This is a genomic window from Fructobacillus evanidus (genome assembly GCF_963580165.1).
Lineage (GTDB): Bacteria > Bacillota > Bacilli > Lactobacillales > Lactobacillaceae > Fructobacillus > Fructobacillus evanidus.
Map to the genome: position 1 here is coordinate 41904 of NZ_CAUZLM010000008.1, position 17165 is coordinate 59068.

The 17165-nt window shown below is 42.0% G+C and carries 22 protein-coding genes and 1 tRNA gene; all 23 read right to left on the reverse strand.

Annotated elements, in window-relative coordinates; translation table 11 throughout:
• Positions 1–7 precede the first annotated feature (7 nt).
• Complete coding sequence (locus AABI08_RS06720; RefSeq protein WP_338344532.1) at positions 8–835, reverse strand: phage tail domain-containing protein; 828 nt, start codon at positions 833–835, stop codon at positions 8–10.
• Between the two features lie 9 nt (positions 836–844).
• Positions 845–4192 carry a tape measure protein gene (locus tag AABI08_RS06725; RefSeq protein WP_338344533.1) on the reverse strand — a complete coding sequence of 1116 codons (3348 nt, stop codon included), beginning with the start codon at positions 4190–4192 and terminating at the stop codon, positions 845–847.
• A gap of 3 nt (positions 4193–4195) precedes the next feature.
• Positions 4196–4405 carry a hypothetical protein gene (locus AABI08_RS06730; protein ID WP_338344534.1) on the reverse strand — a complete coding sequence of 70 codons (210 nt, stop codon included), beginning with the start codon at positions 4403–4405 and terminating at the stop codon, positions 4196–4198.
• A 29-nt stretch (positions 4406–4434) separates the two neighbouring features.
• Entirely contained in the window at positions 4435–4833 is a 399-nt protein-coding gene (locus AABI08_RS06735; protein ID WP_338344535.1) for a phage tail tube assembly chaperone, read from the reverse strand.
• Between the two features lie 79 nt (positions 4834–4912).
• Positions 4913–5593: a major tail protein gene (locus tag AABI08_RS06740; protein WP_338344536.1), complete on the reverse strand. Its 681-nt coding sequence runs from the start codon at positions 5591–5593 to the stop codon at positions 4913–4915.
• Between the two features lie 3 nt (positions 5594–5596).
• A complete protein-coding gene (locus AABI08_RS06745) occupies positions 5597–5959 on the reverse strand; it encodes a DUF806 family protein (RefSeq protein ID WP_338344537.1) in 363 nt (120 codons plus the stop codon).
• Positions 5956–6375: an HK97-gp10 family putative phage morphogenesis protein gene (locus AABI08_RS06750; RefSeq protein WP_338344539.1), complete on the reverse strand. Its 420-nt coding sequence runs from the start codon at positions 6373–6375 to the stop codon at positions 5956–5958. The genes AABI08_RS06745 and AABI08_RS06750 overlap by 4 nt, the downstream gene beginning before the upstream one ends.
• Positions 6372–6710 carry a phage head closure protein gene (locus AABI08_RS06755; protein ID WP_338344541.1) on the reverse strand — a complete coding sequence of 113 codons (339 nt, stop codon included), beginning with the start codon at positions 6708–6710 and terminating at the stop codon, positions 6372–6374. Before AABI08_RS06755 ends, AABI08_RS06750 begins: the two co-directional genes overlap by 4 nt.
• On the reverse strand, positions 6691–7023 hold the full coding sequence (locus AABI08_RS06760) for a head-tail connector protein (RefSeq protein ID WP_338344543.1): 333 nt from the start codon (positions 7021–7023) through the stop codon (positions 6691–6693). The genes AABI08_RS06755 and AABI08_RS06760 overlap by 20 nt, the downstream gene beginning before the upstream one ends.
• 62 nt (positions 7024–7085) lie before the next feature.
• On the reverse strand, positions 7086–8294 hold the full coding sequence (locus tag AABI08_RS06765; protein ID WP_338344545.1) for a phage major capsid protein: 1209 nt from the start codon (positions 8292–8294) through the stop codon (positions 7086–7088).
• 12 nt (positions 8295–8306) lie between these two features.
• Positions 8307–9077, reverse strand: coding sequence for a head maturation protease, ClpP-related (locus tag AABI08_RS06770; protein WP_338344547.1), 771 nt, complete (start codon positions 9075–9077; stop codon positions 8307–8309).
• Positions 9078–10247: a phage portal protein gene (locus AABI08_RS06775; protein ID WP_338344549.1), complete on the reverse strand. Its 1170-nt coding sequence runs from the start codon at positions 10245–10247 to the stop codon at positions 9078–9080.
• Positions 10247–10441, reverse strand: coding sequence for a DUF1056 family protein (locus AABI08_RS06780; RefSeq protein ID WP_338344552.1), 195 nt, complete (start codon positions 10439–10441; stop codon positions 10247–10249). The genes AABI08_RS06775 and AABI08_RS06780 overlap by 1 nt, the downstream gene beginning before the upstream one ends.
• Before the next feature lie 12 nt (positions 10442–10453).
• The gene (locus tag AABI08_RS06785; RefSeq protein ID WP_338344553.1) at positions 10454–12313 is read right to left on the reverse strand and encodes a terminase large subunit; all 1860 of its coding nucleotides are present in this window, start codon (positions 12311–12313) and stop codon (positions 10454–10456) included.
• The gene (locus AABI08_RS06790; RefSeq protein ID WP_338344555.1) at positions 12313–12765 is read right to left on the reverse strand and encodes a phage terminase small subunit P27 family; all 453 of its coding nucleotides are present in this window, start codon (positions 12763–12765) and stop codon (positions 12313–12315) included. The genes AABI08_RS06785 and AABI08_RS06790 overlap by 1 nt, the downstream gene beginning before the upstream one ends.
• Before the next feature lie 195 nt (positions 12766–12960).
• Complete coding sequence (locus tag AABI08_RS06795; protein ID WP_338344557.1) at positions 12961–13446, reverse strand: HNH endonuclease signature motif containing protein; 486 nt, start codon at positions 13444–13446, stop codon at positions 12961–12963.
• 732 nt (positions 13447–14178) lie between these two features.
• Positions 14179–14265 (reverse strand) — tRNA-OTHER (locus AABI08_RS06800).
• A gap of 170 nt (positions 14266–14435) precedes the next feature.
• A complete protein-coding gene (locus AABI08_RS06805; protein ID WP_338344559.1) occupies positions 14436–14882 on the reverse strand; it encodes a hypothetical protein in 447 nt (148 codons plus the stop codon).
• On the reverse strand, positions 14879–15571 hold the full coding sequence (gene pnuC, locus AABI08_RS06810) for a nicotinamide riboside transporter PnuC (protein WP_338344562.1): 693 nt from the start codon (positions 15569–15571) through the stop codon (positions 14879–14881). Before pnuC ends, AABI08_RS06805 begins: the two co-directional genes overlap by 4 nt.
• Positions 15534–16046 (reverse strand): DUF3310 domain-containing protein, encoded by a 513-nt coding sequence (locus AABI08_RS06815; protein WP_338344563.1) that lies wholly within the window; start codon positions 16044–16046, stop codon positions 15534–15536. Before AABI08_RS06815 ends, pnuC begins: the two co-directional genes overlap by 38 nt.
• Entirely contained in the window at positions 16033–16296 is a 264-nt protein-coding gene (locus AABI08_RS06820; protein WP_338344564.1) for a hypothetical protein, read from the reverse strand. The genes AABI08_RS06815 and AABI08_RS06820 overlap by 14 nt, the downstream gene beginning before the upstream one ends.
• A complete protein-coding gene (locus AABI08_RS06825) occupies positions 16286–16651 on the reverse strand; it encodes a hypothetical protein (RefSeq protein WP_338344566.1) in 366 nt (121 codons plus the stop codon). The genes AABI08_RS06820 and AABI08_RS06825 overlap by 11 nt, the downstream gene beginning before the upstream one ends.
• Positions 16645–17013, reverse strand: a complete 369-nt coding sequence (locus tag AABI08_RS06830; protein WP_338344568.1) for a PD-(D/E)XK nuclease-like domain-containing protein — start codon at positions 17011–17013, stop codon at positions 16645–16647. The genes AABI08_RS06825 and AABI08_RS06830 overlap by 7 nt, the downstream gene beginning before the upstream one ends.
• Positions 17014–17165: the final 152 nt, after the last annotated feature.

Consider the following 17165-nt stretch of genomic DNA (forward strand, 5'->3'; position numbering starts at 1 on the left):
TGTTCAATTAAAAGTACAAGAACGGGAACGACGCAGTAACATCAACGTTCGATAGACCAGTTATCGTGATGTTATTGTCGCCACGAGCTAGGATGATGTGGCCAAAGTCCGTATCAATTCCGCCCTGTGTGCCGTTCTTAGCCAGCGTAATGCCATTCATGGTCAACGTGTCCGAACTGCCCAAATTCGTGTTAGCAGTGAAGCTCGTGCCGTTTGTGGCATTGCTAACCGTCACGCTTTGACCTGTGCCCTTAATCGTCCAAACCAGTTGATGGTGTTGAATATAGGGGTCAATTTCCAGGTCGCTGGGATTGAAAACGTTAAAATTATTACTATTGAAGTGGTAACTGGGCAGATTGTCTAAATCAAGGTTCATCCCAAATGACAACTTGTCTTGATTTTCGACCAGCTCATCACTATTAAAAGGTGTCAGCTTTGTCCCGCTCACAATCGTGAAAGCTAAATCAACCTTAACATCATCACTGTTAGCTAATGGGTTGATATCCGTTGGGTTAGCCAGAACCCACATGGCTTTCCCTGGATCATCACTCGACCTGATTCTGATTGGCGCTCGAGCATACAACTCACGTTGCAACGCCGACTTTGCCAAGTTGAATTCTGACCGATTACGCCCTTCAATAAAAAAGGAAGCGACGGCCGTTGAACTATTGAAAGACACTGTCTGTAATAGCTGACCATCGCTCCCCTGAATCGAGTTATAAGTCGGTGTCAACTGGGGTGCCCCGACATTTAATTCTAAAAAACGCACAGAAGGCAATTTATCTGACAAATTTAGTTCATCATGCCCTTTGCGCATTACAAAGAAATCTGACATCTAATCCTCCTAGATTGATTGATACTTACGCATGGAATTATCCCGCGACATTTGTTGATACAATGCCGTCAACGCATTGTTATTGCTAGGATGGCCAGAGTTCAACTGTTCCTTATTAACCCCAAGAATCATGGCTAACAAGGTGATGATTTGGTCCAACTTTGCGCCATCGCCATTTGATGCCTGAACTGGTTGTGATGATGGTTGACTAAACGAATTAGCTGAACGGTTCAGCAACTCATAGCCTTCTGACGACTCAACACCACTAATTGGGATAATCGTTGAAGGGTGGTAGTTGTTAACGATGTCATAAGTGTTACCACCTCCGACAACGCCTCCTTTGGCATAGTTCTTAATGCCATGACGGTTCATGATTTGCTTGGTGTCTTCGCCCGAATAAATCCGTGTGCCAATAGGTAATGGGATCAAGGCATTACGCTGATTAGTCATGGTCATCTTGCCGTTTGGCAATTGGATTAATTCCTTATAATCCTGACCATCGCCATCATTGACCATGACCACTTGATCACCTTGACTAACGATTCCACCTCGTGCGAAGTGTGGAATCATCTTACCAATTGATTTACCGATGCCACCCACTACATCCTTAACGCCATTAATAACGCTCTTAATCTTGTCGATGGCCTTTTCAACTGTGTTGACGATACCGTCCCACAATCCGCCGAAAAATGAAGATATTCCGCCCCACACTTCTTTCCAAGTGCCAGAAATACCACTCAATACATTTGAAATCGTTGAGCTGATTCCATGGATGGCACCACTAATGAAACTCGAAATACCGTTCCATATACCACTGGCTACTGTACTAATCCCCTTCCAGACAGTAGACCAAAATTTAACGACAAAACCAAGATAAGTGCTAATAACATCCCAGATGCCCTTCATAATGCCAGAAAAAAAGTCACCAATTGGAGCAATGAACTCTTGAACAGCCTTAAACATACCGTTGACAAATTTTCTAAATTTGGCATTGTGCTGGTACAGTTCAGTTAAAGCACCAATAACTAGCCCAATTACCGAAACAATCATCAACAATGGATTTGACTTGGCAAATTCAAAAGCTGTTTTCAATCCGCGGCCTACCATTTTTCCAACTGAAAGCAATCCAGTAAGGGCCTTTTTTGCAACATTAGTAGCAATTTTAGCTGTCCATTTTAGCCCTTTGCCAACTCCTTTAGCAGCTTTACCAATCAAACTCAATGATTTCTTGACACCTGACCAAGCCATCTTAGCCGTCCATTTTAGACCTTTGCCAACTCCTTTGGCTGCCTTTCCGATAAGGCTTAGTGACTTTTTAACACTAGACCAAGCTAATTTGGCAGTCCATTTTAACCCTCTACCGATTGCTTTTGTGGCTGACCAAATTCCGGTAAATGTTTTCTTAACCGCTGAACCTAATTTGGTAAGTTCCTTTTCGTTCGTTTTTTCATCAACTTTAACAAATAGTCCCTTCCCAAATTTAAACGCATCCGATGCCTTCTTCATTCCTCCAAGAACACCGATAGTACCTTTTAAAGCAAGGTTAAAACCAAGAATAGCAACTGCTAACGCTTTGAATGCTTTCGGGTGATTCTTAGCAAATTTTCCCAAGGACTCCAAAATTGGAAGCACAATTTTTAATGTTGCTCCCATTGTTCCAAATCCAGCTTTGCCTAAATCCTTAACCATTTCGAAAAAGTTTTGAATATCCTTAGCATGGTTGGCAATAAAGTTTCCAAATTTTTCAATACCCTTTGAAGCATCATCTGCAAACGTCACAACTGGATTTTTACCAGTTTTAAACGTTTTTGAGAATGAACCAAAGATTGTGTTAGCGGCTTTATTGACCGAATCACCCAACCGACTAAACGCATCATCAACTTGTTTACCGTCTAATGACTTCGACAAACTAGCCAACATCGTATTTGAGTTATTGAAAAATCCAGCTGTTATCTTACCTGATAACTCTTTATATCTGCTTTCAAAATGATTGGTAAAACCATCAAAAGTCTTATAATAGTTGTCCAAAGCTAATGGTTTTGTAGCCGCTAACGAATTCATCGCGTTAGCAACGTCCTGCATGCTGATTTTTCCACTTTTGGCAAAATTATCAAGCTGAGTACGAGAAACTCCCATTGTTTTAGCTAATTGATTGCCAAATCCCTTGAATTGTTTGTCCATCTTTGAGATGGAACCAGAAGTAATCTTGCCCGTCGAACTCATTTGTTGAAACATTTTAACTGAAGCAGCCATTGAATCGTCATTCTTACCGTAGGCACGACCTAAAACACCAAATGAATTGGTTAATTTCTTAATGGAATCTTGATTTTGATTAACGCCATACGCCGCCTTTGTCATTGCAGCGCCAACGTTCTCAGCATATCCGGATGTATTCTTAATAGCGACAACATTGTCGGTTAGTTGCTTGTTTAATTTTTGATTACCATTCGTAAACGTGTCAAAGCTGGATTGAATTCCTTGCATCGTTTTATTGTAATCAGCACCAGCACTAACAACTCCTGTTATATGGCTCCGAATGCTAGAAAAGGCGTTTATTATACCTGTTGCTACTAGTTGAGCGCCCAACATGTCTCGGAAACGGCTATTCGTTTCTTTAACTTTACTGTTCATTGAATCAAGCTTTTCTTTAACTGAATCAATTCCAGATGTTTTTGGCTTAATGTTTCGCTCATTCAACTCTTTAATGTCTTTATTAGCTTCCGCTACTTTTGCCGACATTTGAGCGACACGCAACTCTTGCTTCTTGTAGGCTTCTGAGTTTTTATCGCCAGTTGAAGCTAATTTGTCTAATTCATCAGTCTGAATTTTCAAAATCTTATTCAAACTGTCGCGGGTCTTGGTTAACCCTGCTAACTTAACCTTATTGGCTTCTGATTCGTTGCCTTCCGCCTTTAACTGACGGACATTGGCTTCTGTCAGTTCCGTGTTGTGGCTTAAATCATTGTTGACCTTGGCCAATCCGCTTGACTGATATTTGTAGGCTTCCTCAGCCTTGTTTAACTGGCCATTGTAGCTATTTAACTGCCGTTCAGCTTTGGCCAATTCGTTAGTTAAATAGGCTTGCAACTCACGGCCCTTGGTCGTTTCAGTGTTGTTGTTAGCCAACGACTGCTTGAGTGCTTCGACCTTATCTTTTTGCTCGCTAACCGTTCGGTTAAGGCCATCATACTTGGCTTTACTTGCCCCAACAGCATCGCCCGCCGCCTTCAATTGAGCTTCCTGGACTTTCCACTCACTGTTGGCTGTTTTAACCTCGGCTGTCAGGTCTTTCAGCGGACCTTTAGCATGACTGATATCAAGGGTCAGGTTCGTGGCCATCTCGTTACTAATTTTCAAGTCTTATACCTCCTTCCCTTGGTCACTTTCGTTAATCGCATCGGGGTCGATACCAATCGAACGCAAGAAGGCATTTCCAGACAATGGACGGTCTTCCTTCTTTTGTGCGCTAACGATTTCGGCCATTCGATAATAATTTTCTTCATCAAATTCTGATGGCAAAATGTGCAGATTCTGTAAAACCTGCTGATACGTATAATCAAAGTCCTTCAAGGCATCATCAAAAAACTCATAACGCCCATTTAAGCTTTTAAATCATCACCTTCTTCTGTAGCATCAGTCGGTTCAACCTTCATAATTTTTCCTGAAATCTTATTGGCTAGATCCATCGTTTCATTAAAGTCCATTTCTTCTTCAATGTAGTCCTGCTTTTCTTCATCAAGATGCAGGATTTCAACGATGTAGACTTGAACGTTGTCCAGCATCTTCATCATCATGTCGAACATATTTGACATCAATTGCGCCGCCTGTGCGTCTGATTTAGACTTATCAGCTCGACCTTGCAATTTTTCTTGCTCAACTTGTAGACGAGCCATTTCCTTTTGGAATTGAAGTGTTTTACGCATATTCGCGTTTGATTCCTTAACCTTGATTGGTTTAGAAATTCCGAGTTCTTCTTTTACGTTGATTAAAACGGCCATAAAATTCTCCTTAATTTAACTTGATAGGTGGCCTAATCCAGACCATAATAAAAAGCCACCTTGCGGTGACTCGTAAAAATTAGTTGCTTGCTGTCGTTGTTGAAGCAGTCGTGCTTGCAGTTGACGTTGAAGTGTTTGAATAAGCTGATGTGCCAGATGCTGAAGGGAAAATATCATTCATCATCTTGGTCTTATCAAAGTTTGAAAGCCATGAGAAATATCGTTTACCAAAGCCGTCATCACCACGCTCCAAGTGTCCAAATGTCAAAGCATCTTGTGTCCGCTTTTCTGAAGCATCGTTAGTGGCAACGTTTTCGGATGCTTCTGTCACAATTCCAGCATAGAAACCGAAGTAAACAGGTTGAGTGATGTCGAAGGCATCAGACGATTCCACCAACAAGGCGATACGATTGTTTGAGTTGGCCTTTCCATTGATAGAGTAGCCACCACGACCATCATCAACAGCGCCAAGCATTCGTTGCTTAACGTCTGCTGGCAAATGATTAACCGTCAACACTGTTTGGGCGTTACCCTTGGCAGCAGACTTATAAACAAGCTTGTTAGATCCATAGATGTCTGACAAAGCCCCTTGCAAGTTCGTCATGTTAGCTGATGCAACGCCCTGTGAACTTGACTCGTCAATCAAAAAACGGCCATCAGTGTCAGATGCCTGACCATTGATGCCGTTTACCCCAGTGATGACTTTAAAATTTTGGTCGACACGAGCAACCCATGCCCGCTTAATACCTAATGTAGCCATGTATTAATTCCTTTCTTGTTTGCCTAAAATAATTGTTTGGTAATCTTGAAAAGTGTCAGGGTCTTGAATTCGTCCCCGAACGTTCTCAATAAAATAACCGTTTGATTGCAGATAACGCATCAAGTCCATTTCGACTTGGTCGAAATCGTCATCGCTTTCGTTGCTATAAAAAATCTGGACTTGCATGTCGAACTGCATTGTTTGAAATGAGTTGCTTGCAAAATCCAGAAGTTGTTGTGTGCTGTCCCGCACGATGATGAATGTTTTGTTTTCCCCGATAGTCTCAGGTACAGATTTGATGTAAGTCTTGCCAGTCCAAGTCGGGTTGGCATCAATCACTGCATATAAGTTACTTAATGCTGTCATTTAGCCTTCCTTTCTTGGATAGCAGTTAGTGCATCCCCCATGGTCTGAAATGCCTTGCCCTCGTACTCAACAAAGCCCTTATCAACGAAGTGGTCGCCCCGCATTTTGACTGTGCCATCATTTAAAAACCTGGCAATTCGGGCGTGATTATGGTCTTTAGTTGTGAAGCCAACCGCTGTGTCACCATCCTCTTTTGTGCCATCCAATTGACCAGTCGTGATGGAATCAGCCAAGTGAGGCATCTTGCCAATTTTGCGGTTTTTGTTGTAGTGAAGTGAGCGTGTCAAATCAGACATGTTCTCTTTCAACACTTCCGCACCCTTTTGAGTTGCTTCCGAACGTTCCTCAACAGTTAAATTGACCAATCCACCGGCCTTCTCCAAATACCCATTCATCATATTTTCAAAATCACTCATGGCTTGACCACCTCCTCGAGGGTTAGAAGGTCGTATGTTTCACGCATCGACCGATTGTCAGGCGAGAACAAAATAAAACGGTAGACAACGCCATCGATTCGCACCATCATGTCTGGTGTAATTGCTGGGTCATGTCGTACCGCTATCTGCTTGGTCACTGTTTTGGTTACACCTAATAAGGCGTACTGCTGATTAAACGTCTGGGTTCGCCAACCAAACCAACGAGCAAACTTATGCTGGAACGTTGGAACGTTGTTCCCGTTTTTAGGTGACGGTTTGTAATCATTTACGCCAAACTCACAGCGCTCGTTAAATTCAAGTGGATTTATTTGCATTCTGCTTTTCCTCCTCGAACAACAAATATTCGCCACGTAATTGGCCAATAATCGACTCAACCGCAACGTCCACTGGATAAGACTGAACCAATGATAACGACGTTCTAAACGTGTAATAACTACTTGCAAGGGCGATTACTGCCGTCTCAAATAGCGGTGCTACCCGTTCTTCTGTGTAAAAATCATCATAATCATATCCAATAGCGTTCTTGATGTACGTCTCAGCCGCTTCTGAATAGCCCGTCAACAAAACATCATCAGCACTACCATCAATTCGTAAGGACAACTTCAATGTATCAATTGATACGAGCATTGTGCCTCCTATCAGCCGCCTGCATGTGCAGACTGTGTATTTTTAAGGCGACTTTTTAAATTTTAGTGTGATGCGGCCGCTGCTGGTGTTGAACCATTAAATGGTTGATCAGCCAACGCAGCAAATGATGCCACCACGTAAGCATCTGAATCAGTTGGTTGTACATCGAAACGATCGATAACACGCAACTTAGTGGTGTCAGTTTCAAATGAGCCAGCCCCAATGTTAGTTGTTTGAATCGTCATGTCTTCGCGGTCAAACAATGTAACCGCTTGGTCCAATGCACCGAAGTACAATGGGTGGTTTCCTGAAACATCAGGCAACCAACGATTTGAAACGACCTTCAATTGATGTCCGAGAATTGTGTACTGGTCTGGTTGAGTTGGGTCTTGTTCCAACAGATACTTACCAGTGGCAGTCTTTACCTTGCTCAAAGCAACCCAACCTGCTTGATTGGTAACAAAGCTAGACAACATGTGGATAGCAGGGTCAAGTTGCCCCATCAAATCCTTAATATCATCAAACTTAGCAACCGTTGCCTTCTTAGGAGCTTGGTTCAATTGGTTAATAATCGCTTGGTTACGAGTAACGACAACCTTACGAGAAACCCATGTTGTCAACCAACCCATGATGTTTTCAGCCGTGTCCTTCAACAATGAGTTTGTAACAGTTTGAATCCCTGCATAACGCTTAATCAAATACTTAACCATCGTCAAATGTGGTTCGTCGATTTCACTAATAGTGGCATCATCAGCATCCAAATTTTGCAACGGCGTAATGTCAGTCCACTTCTCGTAAACCCGAGAACCAGACAACGTTCCGACCGTTTCAACCTTGACCAGTTCTTGTAATGATTCGTACTGACGAACCAAAAGGTGAATCTGAGTTTGAATGTCTTGCGGAATTGTCAAACCTGCGTTTGTTCCTGAACCATCAGTCGTTGAATTAACGGAGTTCAAGAAACGTGGATTGCCGGTAATCATATCCTTAAAATCTTGAACGAATGAAGCCTTCAAATCTTTTTCTTCTTTGTTCAAAGGCTCAGCTTTAGTGTTCAACACTTCAACCGCCTGAGCTTCTTGAGCCTGTTCCAAGTTTTGCTTGGCCAAGTCGCGCTTAGCAATCGCATTTTCGATTTCATTCTTAATTTGTGACACTTCTTCGGCTGTCACTTCGTCATTGATAGCCATGGCTTGCGCCTTAGCTTGCAAATCAGACACCTTTTGACCTGCATCTGTAAACACAGTGTTTAATTCATTGATGTTAGACATTGAGTTTTCTCCTTAAATTTTTCCTAACAAAATAGCCGCTTTCTGATTGCGTAAATCAGATAAGCGACTATCGTTGTGTTCTTCTTCAATTGTTGATTTTTCCGTCTTTTCTGACGGGTCTTGTTCGGCCACTGGTTCATCAACCTGTTCGTGTTGGTCTTCCAAATCAGCCTTAGCTTTCAAATTTAAGAACTTGGCCACGGCTGACTTTGGAATAATGTCCGACACAGTGTTGACTGCTTGTAGTGTTGGTTCTTCTGCAAACATAATGTTGTCGGCAAACCCTTGGTCAACCGCATCCTTCGCACCAATCCACGTTTCATTGGACATCATGTTCAACAACTGCCCTTGGTCAATACCCGTCTTCTCTTCATAAGCTGAAGCAATTGACTGGTCGATACCAGACAAGGCGTTGATTTGCTTGCCGAGGTCGTCTTTATTCCCTTGGGCAATTGTGGATGCTTGGTGAATCATAATTTGAGCTGTCGGGCTGATGTTGACTGTATCGCCAGCCATTGCAATCACGGAAGCGGCACTAGCTGCCAAACCTTGGATGTTTACGACCACATTGTTAGGCGCTGACCGCAACATCGTATAAATCTCAGAAGCAGCGAACACATCGCCACCGTTTGAAGCGATATTAACGGTTACATCATCGTTATCGTTGGCCTCATCAATTGCCGCGCTAACTGTGCTAGGTGATACCGAGTTCATCCCGAAAAAGTCATACATCATGGCCGTTTCGTTATCCACGACTGGACCTTTTACATCAATAACTGTCATTTAACTTTCCTCCTTTCCACCAGCGCTAGGTGGTGATGCTGGCACAACATACTCGGGCATGTCTTCTGGCAAATATCCCGAGTTCTTCAGCAACCACTGTGCTTGTTCTGGTGAGAGTGTTCCATATTGTGAGAGTAATTGGATATTAGAGGCGAAGTCGTTGTTCAGTGGATCGAGTGCAGGCTTCAAATCAATTGATACCTTCGCACCCAACTTATTAGATAGTTCAGACGTGATTGAATTGGCGAATCGCATCAATGCCTTGGCGTATTCACCGCCAATCATATTAAGAGACGATTGTTGGTCTCCTTGCCCATTCAAAACAGAATCAGGTACACCATATACCTTGGCAATCTGTGTCCCCGTCCAATCCGTTTGCGACAATAGCTTTGACACATCATTCTTAACTTCCAATGGCGAATAATCAGACAAATTGTCCAGCACAATTGGTCCGCCGTTTGATTCGTTAATCTGTTGCATGAACTTTCGTGAAGCCGCAGCACGGGTTTTATCATTTAGCAGACCCATATCCATCTTCAAAATTCCAGGCGACAGAACCGACTGCGTTAACGCGTTCAATGTCAGCTTGTTTGAATTGTCCTTAATCTTAAATTCATTGGACAAAGCACTAAGTGGGCTTATACCAGTAGCCCCACCGTTCTGACTCATCATTCTAAAATGAATCATGTCGTTAGCTGGAATTGCTTCCTTGTAGCCAACCAATGGGCTGTCAAATGAAGCATTGTAGTAAACGCCTGAGAAGTCCTCTAGTGCATAAATAGTCACTTGACTAGGCCTCAAATACTCCCAGCGCATATCGTTTCCATTCACATTTCGCCAACGATAAACAAAGGCTTCCCCACCTAACAGCAACTGAGCAAACACTGATTGCCAGAACGCATGACTGTTTGACCAGTTATTTGTTGGATTATCAATCATGGCTTGGGACTGTTTCTTATTAGCATTCAACTTTGCAGTCGCCAAATCAGAGCTCAACTGATAAACAACGGAGTACACATCTGAATTTTGCAACGCTTTATCAGCCGTTACATACTTGTTGTCATTACCATCAACGTTTAAAAAGTTAATAACATCACCGTCGGTAAAACCAATCTCTTCACCACCTGGAACTGCCAAACCGTTTTGGAAATTTGGCTTAAATAGTGGCATTAATCATCACCCCCTTTCATTTGATAGGCCAGAATTTCACTGGCCCGTGCCACGAGAAATGATGTGATTGCTAAACTGAGAAAACCCCATCGATTTCCCCAATAAAACGCAAAAATATTGATAAAAACCATCGAAATCGTGAAAAAAATGACATCAAAAAAGCGCCATATAGGCGCTAATAAACGTTTAATCATGTTGTAAATCTCCTATACCATGCCCGACTCATTCAATAAGAACTCCAATTTTTGTTCGTCAGTCATTCGTTCATACTGTTGGTTGGGGTCGTTGACCGTTGAAAAACTCTCAAAATGGTACATGCTCTGATACATCGCATCAATGATGGCATCGACCACATCAATTTTGAGCGTAGCTTTTGCTTTATCGACTTGAATGCCAATCTTATCTTCAATAATTTGGGCATTTATCAACGCCTTTTCCAGTATCTTGTCATCCAACCGAGTCAATGAACCTTCAACCATTGATGACTGCAGGAACTTTGTTGGATCTTTGAGTTCACTCGTCCGTTGACGAACAGCTAACAACGGCCAGGAACTGTTGGCTTCTAGTTGTTTAATGACAGGCTTTGCACCCCAAGCATCGTAACCAAAAAACACCACATCCAAACGATGGTCTTCCACGAATTCACGCATCCACTGATACACCTGGTCAGAATTAATCAGGCCTTGCGGGTGGCTTGTGATGGTACAGTAACCGAGTTCAGCCAGATGCCGATACTCGATGCCATCTTGCTTTTCTTTGGCCTCGATTGAACCTGCTTTCTCCCATGGAATAAAACTGTGCTGGTAGATGTGCCACTTACGTTCGCCATCTTCCTCATATGGAAAGACAAAGCCGATGGCCGTGTTATCTGAAAACATGGAGTAATCAAATCCCATATAGACTTGTCGGCCATCCATGTTGAATGTTGGAATAATAGACTTCTCGATGTCGGCTAGTTTTAGAAATGAATTGGTTGATTCTTGTAGCCACATGTTCAGGTTCTTGTTTTGGAAGTCGGACAGTGTGCCCGACAAACTGTCAGCATCTCGCTTGTCTCGTAAGCCAGAAATCAAGTTGGCATATTGCCCCTTTAAATACAAAAGCGGATTCGACTTAATCCATGACTCATCATCATACGTTTCCGCCAAATCATCTTGAGCCCAGATCAAACCCAAATACGTGTCGGCATCTCGGTTATAATCTTGTTCCATTGCTTGTTGAATCATCTTCTGGTCATCGTGGAATGGCACAGACGGATCAGGATAAGCGGTTGAAATCTGGATAAACTGACGATTTTTAACTTTGACCTGGCCAGATACAATCTTAGAAATACGCTCACGGCTTTTGATTTCACCAATCTCATCCACGATAGCGGTTGTGAAATGGTAGGAATCGTACTGTCCTGATTCATGACTGATGGCCCGAATCACGTTGTTGTGTTTCTTCATGATGATTTGGTCGTTCTGAATGGCCAACTCACTTTCATCTGCCAGCTTCTTAAAAATGGAATCATGCGCCAACGATTTCATCATGGTCTTGATGTAGCCAAACAGCTTGGTTGTCTGCTTCCAATTGATGGATGACACTAAAAAGTCCTGGTTTTCCAAACCGATCGATTCAATGAAGTAAGAGTAAGACATGACAATCGCCATCAGGTAAGTCTTGCCCTGTCCACGGGCTACCGAAACAATGGCACGACTGAAACGTTTACCATTGTCTTCATTGCGCCATGCTATCAACTGAGTTAGGATAAACTCTTGCCAATCCATCAGTTCTGTTGGCTCACCAGTGTCAACATTTGGACACATGGACGCAAATAGCAGAATCTGTTCCGCCTTTTTCATTGAGTAAGTAAATGGAAAGTCATCATCACCTTGGCGTTGCAAGTCTCGGATGTGGCGGAATGCTGCCAACTTCATCATATAGCCAGCAGTTACTTCTCCTTTTAAAACTTTGAAAGCATAGCGTGTTCCTTTGTCAGTGTACTTACTTCTAATCTCGTCTGTATTCAATTGTTCGAACGCTTCGTCAACTTTATGCGAAACGGTTAAGTCGATTTTTTTCATCAGCTACCACCAAACAATTTCATAATTTCTTCAGTATCATCAGCACCATTGGACAGTTCGCCAAACAAAGCGCGACGACTCTTAGGTGATAGACCTAACTCTGAACCAATGCTGTTCAAATTCTTAACTGCATCGTTATAAATTTGTGTCATTGGATTTCGCTTATAGCCTTTGAAATCTTTTTCAATGACTTCACCGGCCGCGTTTTGGACGGATGTATAAATTGCCTGCACTTCACCGTGTTCTTGAATGTGCTTATAGGCGTTTCGGTACAATTCATACTGCGTGCAATACATTTCAACCAAATTTGAATCAATTCTGGTTACGTCTGGATAGTCTTTTAAAAAATCGACTATCTGTCGCCATGTGACACCCGCTTGTCTTCCAAAATAGTCGGGAGGGTCTTTGCGTAAGCGCCCACCGTTGACGTTTTTATTCGATTTTTTAGGCATTCCCGCCCTCCTTTTACATGGCCACCACCCCCCCAGGGTAAAAAATTTTGAAAATTCGATTTTTTTATAAGATGACGATATGTGAGCGCTCTCTCGTCATTCAAACGTTAGGGGGGGGTATTTGCGATTTTAAAACATTTTTAGTGTAATTACACACGCACAAATAAAAAACGCTTAAAACGCCTATTAGGCACTCTAAACGTCATTCATCATTTTATTTATTGTTTTCACATCGTCAATCGCTCGAACTTGTCGCAACTTGTTGCCGTTTCCAGTGCCATACCACTTTCTTTCCCAGTTTGTCTTCTTAGTGTGACAACTCGAACAGATAACATCTAGGTTGTTGATGTCTGCTCGTAAGTTGCTATCAAATTCTATCGGGATTCGATGGTCGATTGTTTTAGCAGTGGTTACAATCCCATCAGCCAAACAATACTGACACAGATAATGTTGCGCATCTAATGTCGACTGCCGCAATTGAACCCACTGGCGTGTTCTGTAGAACTTGTACTGATCTATCTTCTGACCATTCCTATTCCTAGTGTGGTGATTATAGTGATAGGTGTTGCGCACTGGCTTTGGTTCGTCCATTGCTAAGTCTTGATGTCGTTTGCAATATCGTGAATCAAACGCCACCATTGCATGACAACCATTTGCTCGACATCGCTTAACTCTTGGCATGAAACAACCACCCTAATATCAACATCACTACTAACACAATCAGTGCTACCTTTAATCCAAAGAACAACCAGACAATCACCAACGTCAGTGCTATGGCATCGACCATCAGTTCAATCAGGAACAATGCTATAACGATTATTAATAAAGCTATTATCATTTGTCCAACCACCTCATATGCTTGTGGTAATTGATAGCGCCGTTTCGAAATCCTGCCCGCATGTTAGCGTGCCGATAATCGTGTTTATCTGGCCGTTCATCAGTCACAGTAGCGAACTGTTTATTGACAGACGTTGCCTGTTCTTTGTGTCGCTTCATTCTTATCTCTTTATCTTCGTACATTTTGTTCCTCCAAATAAAAAGAACCATTGCAAAAATTGCAACAGTTCGATATGTACACTGACTTGCTGAAGGCCAGAACGCTTTCTAGGCTTTGATAGCTTCCGCTACCCTATTAGAGTCCGTGACCTCTAACCAGCTATCCCACATTTTCCGCACCAGATTCGTCACGCCTCCCCTGATACCACAATCCATAACCTGCAACTTGGATAGGCTCTAGTTTTCAAACGGCAAATACCACAGGATTAATGCAGCGGCAAGGCACCAATCCGACTTGGTCATTCTTTTTCCTCGAATTACCGAGATTGAATGCCACATTTAACCACCGATATGTACGCCAGCCATTCCAGACTGACTATTTTCTCAAAGGAGTTTTTCGGTTGTTTCCGCAACCTACAATCATGACAGGAGTCGAACCTGCAACCTCGGGATAACAGAAATAAATTCTGCTTCCCGCACTCTGTCCTATTGAGCTACATGATTGCATAAACAAGAGCACATCTTGTTTTTAAAAAGAGGCATTGGTAGTTTGGAAGATATGTGCCCTTGTGGAAATACTTAAATATCTAAGTTTTCCATACTACCATATTAACGCCGTTTTTTAGCCATAATACGAACAATGTACGAAGTTTTAGCGAAGTCGTTCGTCTAAATTAGTTATCCACAGGGTAATAATAACTAGCTAAGAATTCAGCCTTAAGACTTTTCAAATCATCTTGCAATTGCCTGTCTGATTTACACAATTTGACCGAAATGAAGTTCCACTTATCTGGATGACGTTTATAACGCATCCTTAGCAGTTCGACTTCATCATGGTCAATAATACGAACAAAACGGTCAACTGCATCAATTAATCGAATAATCTCATTCAATCGTTCATCATCTTCAACTTTGATAATTCGATTCTCGGTAGATTCTTTTGCAGTGTTGACGTTTTCTAATTTTCCGCCACCTACATTTTCATCAGCTCTTGATGTTGGATGTTTTAAATTCTTCAATCGCCATTCGTACTCATTTTTAAATTGTCCTGAGAAATAGCCATAAAAGCACTTGTCTACTTTCGTTCTCATCACTGCCCTTTCTGACAGCAATGCCGTCATTTACTCCAAACTGATACGAATCGACCATACAATGCTGTCATCAAGTAAAACGCCATCGTCAACAACATTGGCAATGAACTAGCTGAATAACCAGCAGATAATGCCGTGAACCAAAGGACAATGTTGACGAAATCAGATGCCAACCACAACGTGTATGAATCGCCATATCCCATGAACACATACAATGATGCTGTTGCGCCAATAATCAACGTCAAGCTGTCCCACATTGGATTGGTGTCACCCAATGATGTGTAAACGGCCATTACTGGATACCAAGCGGCTACAATCACGATAAGGGTCAACAACCAACCAGACACAGACAAATGTTTCACACCATTAGCAATCCGATGACCCCAATTTTTCCAAGTAACGATTAATGGAATATCAATCAGTGCCACGAATACCAATTGATCTAACACACTGGCATAATGACCAGCGTTCCAATTGACGTAAATGAAGCCAATTGCGCTAATCAGTCCAAGCAAGCCATTGATAGGCTTTCCAATCATCATATAGACCGTACATGCCGAACCGATAAATGTTGCCAACAATGTGACCACAGCTAATGGTGTAATTGGGTTGACCAAGAACAATGCCAACTGTACACCAACGATAAACGCCAACATTGATGCACCAACAGCATTCAATGACTTAACTTCTTGACCCAACCACTTCATGTAATTTTTCATTATTTAGTTTTTCCTTTTTCTCATAGTTCTTGATGATTTCGTCAATATAGACCTTTGCCTTTTCCAAATCTTCAACGCCATTCTTATCTTTGTATCTGATCAGATATTTGAGCGCGTTACCTTCATAGAAATCCAGCCCAAATTCGTTGATAACATTGAAAACTTGCATGCCTGATTTTCCAGTGTATCGTTCAGGATTTTCGATTTTTTCATCTTCAAATTTTGGTTCTTTTTTAAACATTGGATAATCCATTGGCTCATAAACGTCTTCAAACAACTCCCAGGATTCACAACAGAAAACATCAATTAGCCAATCAGCTTGCCAATCATCAAATTTAAACCTAATCAGTCCATTTCGATAAGCAACGCCGAAATCTGGATATTGTTCTTCAATCAAATCTTTAACTGCTTTAATGTCCTGTGCATCTGGTTTTGTTCTTAAATATTTAGGCCAAATTTTTTCAATTTTCTTCATCCATAACCTCCTCATAAATCGCCAGATACTTATCGAACGGTACAATAGCAGCTGAATTGCCTTCAAATTTGACATAGTAACTAAGTGGCGTTCCCTTTACTTGACCGCTGTACTGGTCAAATTCATTTTTCACGTTCAAATGAATGGACTTAATCACTTTGTTATAAAAAGGAATTTTCTTCCCGACCTTGATAAACATCTGATTGCCATTGCTTTCAAACGGAATTAATTGTGTAATTTTACGGTTCATTTGTAATAACACCCCCGAAATAATCAAACGCCCATTTGCTACCATCATTGACTGCCTGTGAGTCGTCTGGACAATCGATGAAGTGCACAGCGTTTTCAATATCATCTGACATCTCACTGGCATAGCGTTCAATCTCAATGGTCGACATCAAGTAGTCATAGATAAATGGTTTTTCAGCATCCTTTTTGATATACAAGATATGGGCTTCTTTCTTGCCGAACATGAAAGCATAATAAGCAATTTGCTTCTTATATTCCTCATCACGACCATCTCGGAAACTGCCATACTTCAAAAACCCATCAAAGTCCATTGGCGCTACTGTCTTAAAATCAAACACTGCTTGATTAGTTAGCATGTCAGCTCGACCAGTGGCAGTGAATTGAACACCTTGCCAGTTTCGGCTTCCTCATTGATTGATACTTCATAGTCAGCATCGCCAAACTGTTCAGCATAATCATGTAGGTGTTGACCGATAACTAGTGCATCAACATACGACTTTTTTAAACTGCCCTTATTCTTGCCAGTTTTTGAGACCATCAATTCTTGTTCTTCATCTGATACATCAGTAAACTTCTCACGTCCCTCAGCAATGTTGTGAACCAACGTCCCGAACAACACAGCATCTTTACTACCTTCCCACCAATCACGCTTACCTGTGTAATCGTCTAGCGCCCTTAGTGGGTTCTTGCTAAATTTGAAAGCCCTTGTGGGGCTCATATGAATCTTGTCCATCGATTATCCTTTCATCGAATTTGTGATTGCACCATCGACACCGTGATTCGATAACCTGATGGCCATCTTTTGTTTTAAAGACTAGGTGTGGTATATCGTGGGCAAAGCACAGTGTGCAGAAAACGTCATTCAGCATT

Excerpts from the sequence above, each read along its gene's own strand:
- AABI08_RS06720 (WP_338344532.1), bottom strand. The coding sequence starts at position 835 with ATGTCAGATTTCTTTGTAATGCGCAAAGGGCATGATGAACTAAATTTG.
- AABI08_RS06735 (WP_338344535.1), bottom strand. The coding sequence starts at position 4,833 with ATGGCCGTTTTAATCAACGTAAAAGAAGAACTCGGAATTTCTAAACCA.
- AABI08_RS06740 (WP_338344536.1), bottom strand. The coding sequence starts at position 5,593 with ATGGCTACATTAGGTATTAAGCGGGCATGGGTTGCTCGTGTCGACCAA.
- AABI08_RS06745 (WP_338344537.1), bottom strand. The coding sequence starts at position 5,959 with ATGACAGCATTAAGTAACTTATATGCAGTGATTGATGCCAACCCGACT.
- AABI08_RS06750 (WP_338344539.1), bottom strand. The coding sequence starts at position 6,375 with ATGAGTGATTTTGAAAATATGATGAATGGGTATTTGGAGAAGGCCGGT.
- AABI08_RS06755 (WP_338344541.1), bottom strand. The coding sequence starts at position 6,710 with ATGCAAATAAATCCACTTGAATTTAACGAGCGCTGTGAGTTTGGCGTA.
- AABI08_RS06760 (WP_338344543.1), bottom strand. The coding sequence starts at position 7,023 with ATGCTCGTATCAATTGATACATTGAAGTTGTCCTTACGAATTGATGGT.
- AABI08_RS06765 (WP_338344545.1), bottom strand. The coding sequence starts at position 8,294 with ATGTCTAACATCAATGAATTAAACACTGTGTTTACAGATGCAGGTCAA.
- AABI08_RS06770 (WP_338344547.1), bottom strand. The coding sequence starts at position 9,077 with ATGACAGTTATTGATGTAAAAGGTCCAGTCGTGGATAACGAAACGGCC.
- AABI08_RS06775 (WP_338344549.1), bottom strand. The coding sequence starts at position 10,247 with ATGCCACTATTTAAGCCAAATTTCCAAAACGGTTTGGCAGTTCCAGGT.
- AABI08_RS06780 (WP_338344552.1), bottom strand. The coding sequence starts at position 10,441 with ATGATTAAACGTTTATTAGCGCCTATATGGCGCTTTTTTGATGTCATT.
- AABI08_RS06785 (WP_338344553.1), bottom strand. The coding sequence starts at position 12,313 with ATGAAAAAAATCGACTTAACCGTTTCGCATAAAGTTGACGAAGCGTTC.
- AABI08_RS06790 (WP_338344555.1), bottom strand. The coding sequence starts at position 12,765 with ATGCCTAAAAAATCGAATAAAAACGTCAACGGTGGGCGCTTACGCAAA.
- AABI08_RS06795 (WP_338344557.1), bottom strand. The coding sequence starts at position 13,446 with ATGCCAAGAGTTAAGCGATGTCGAGCAAATGGTTGTCATGCAATGGTG.
- AABI08_RS06805 (WP_338344559.1), bottom strand. The coding sequence starts at position 14,882 with ATGACGGCATTGCTGTCAGAAAGGGCAGTGATGAGAACGAAAGTAGAC.
- pnuC (WP_338344562.1), bottom strand. The coding sequence starts at position 15,571 with ATGAAAAATTACATGAAGTGGTTGGGTCAAGAAGTTAAGTCATTGAAT.
- AABI08_RS06815 (WP_338344563.1), bottom strand. The coding sequence starts at position 16,046 with ATGAAGAAAATTGAAAAAATTTGGCCTAAATATTTAAGAACAAAACCA.
- AABI08_RS06820 (WP_338344564.1), bottom strand. The coding sequence starts at position 16,296 with ATGAACCGTAAAATTACACAATTAATTCCGTTTGAAAGCAATGGCAAT.
- AABI08_RS06825 (WP_338344566.1), bottom strand. The coding sequence starts at position 16,651 with ATGCTAACTAATCAAGCAGTGTTTGATTTTAAGACAGTAGCGCCAATG.
- AABI08_RS06830 (WP_338344568.1), bottom strand. The coding sequence starts at position 17,013 with ATGAGCCCCACAAGGGCTTTCAAATTTAGCAAGAACCCACTAAGGGCG.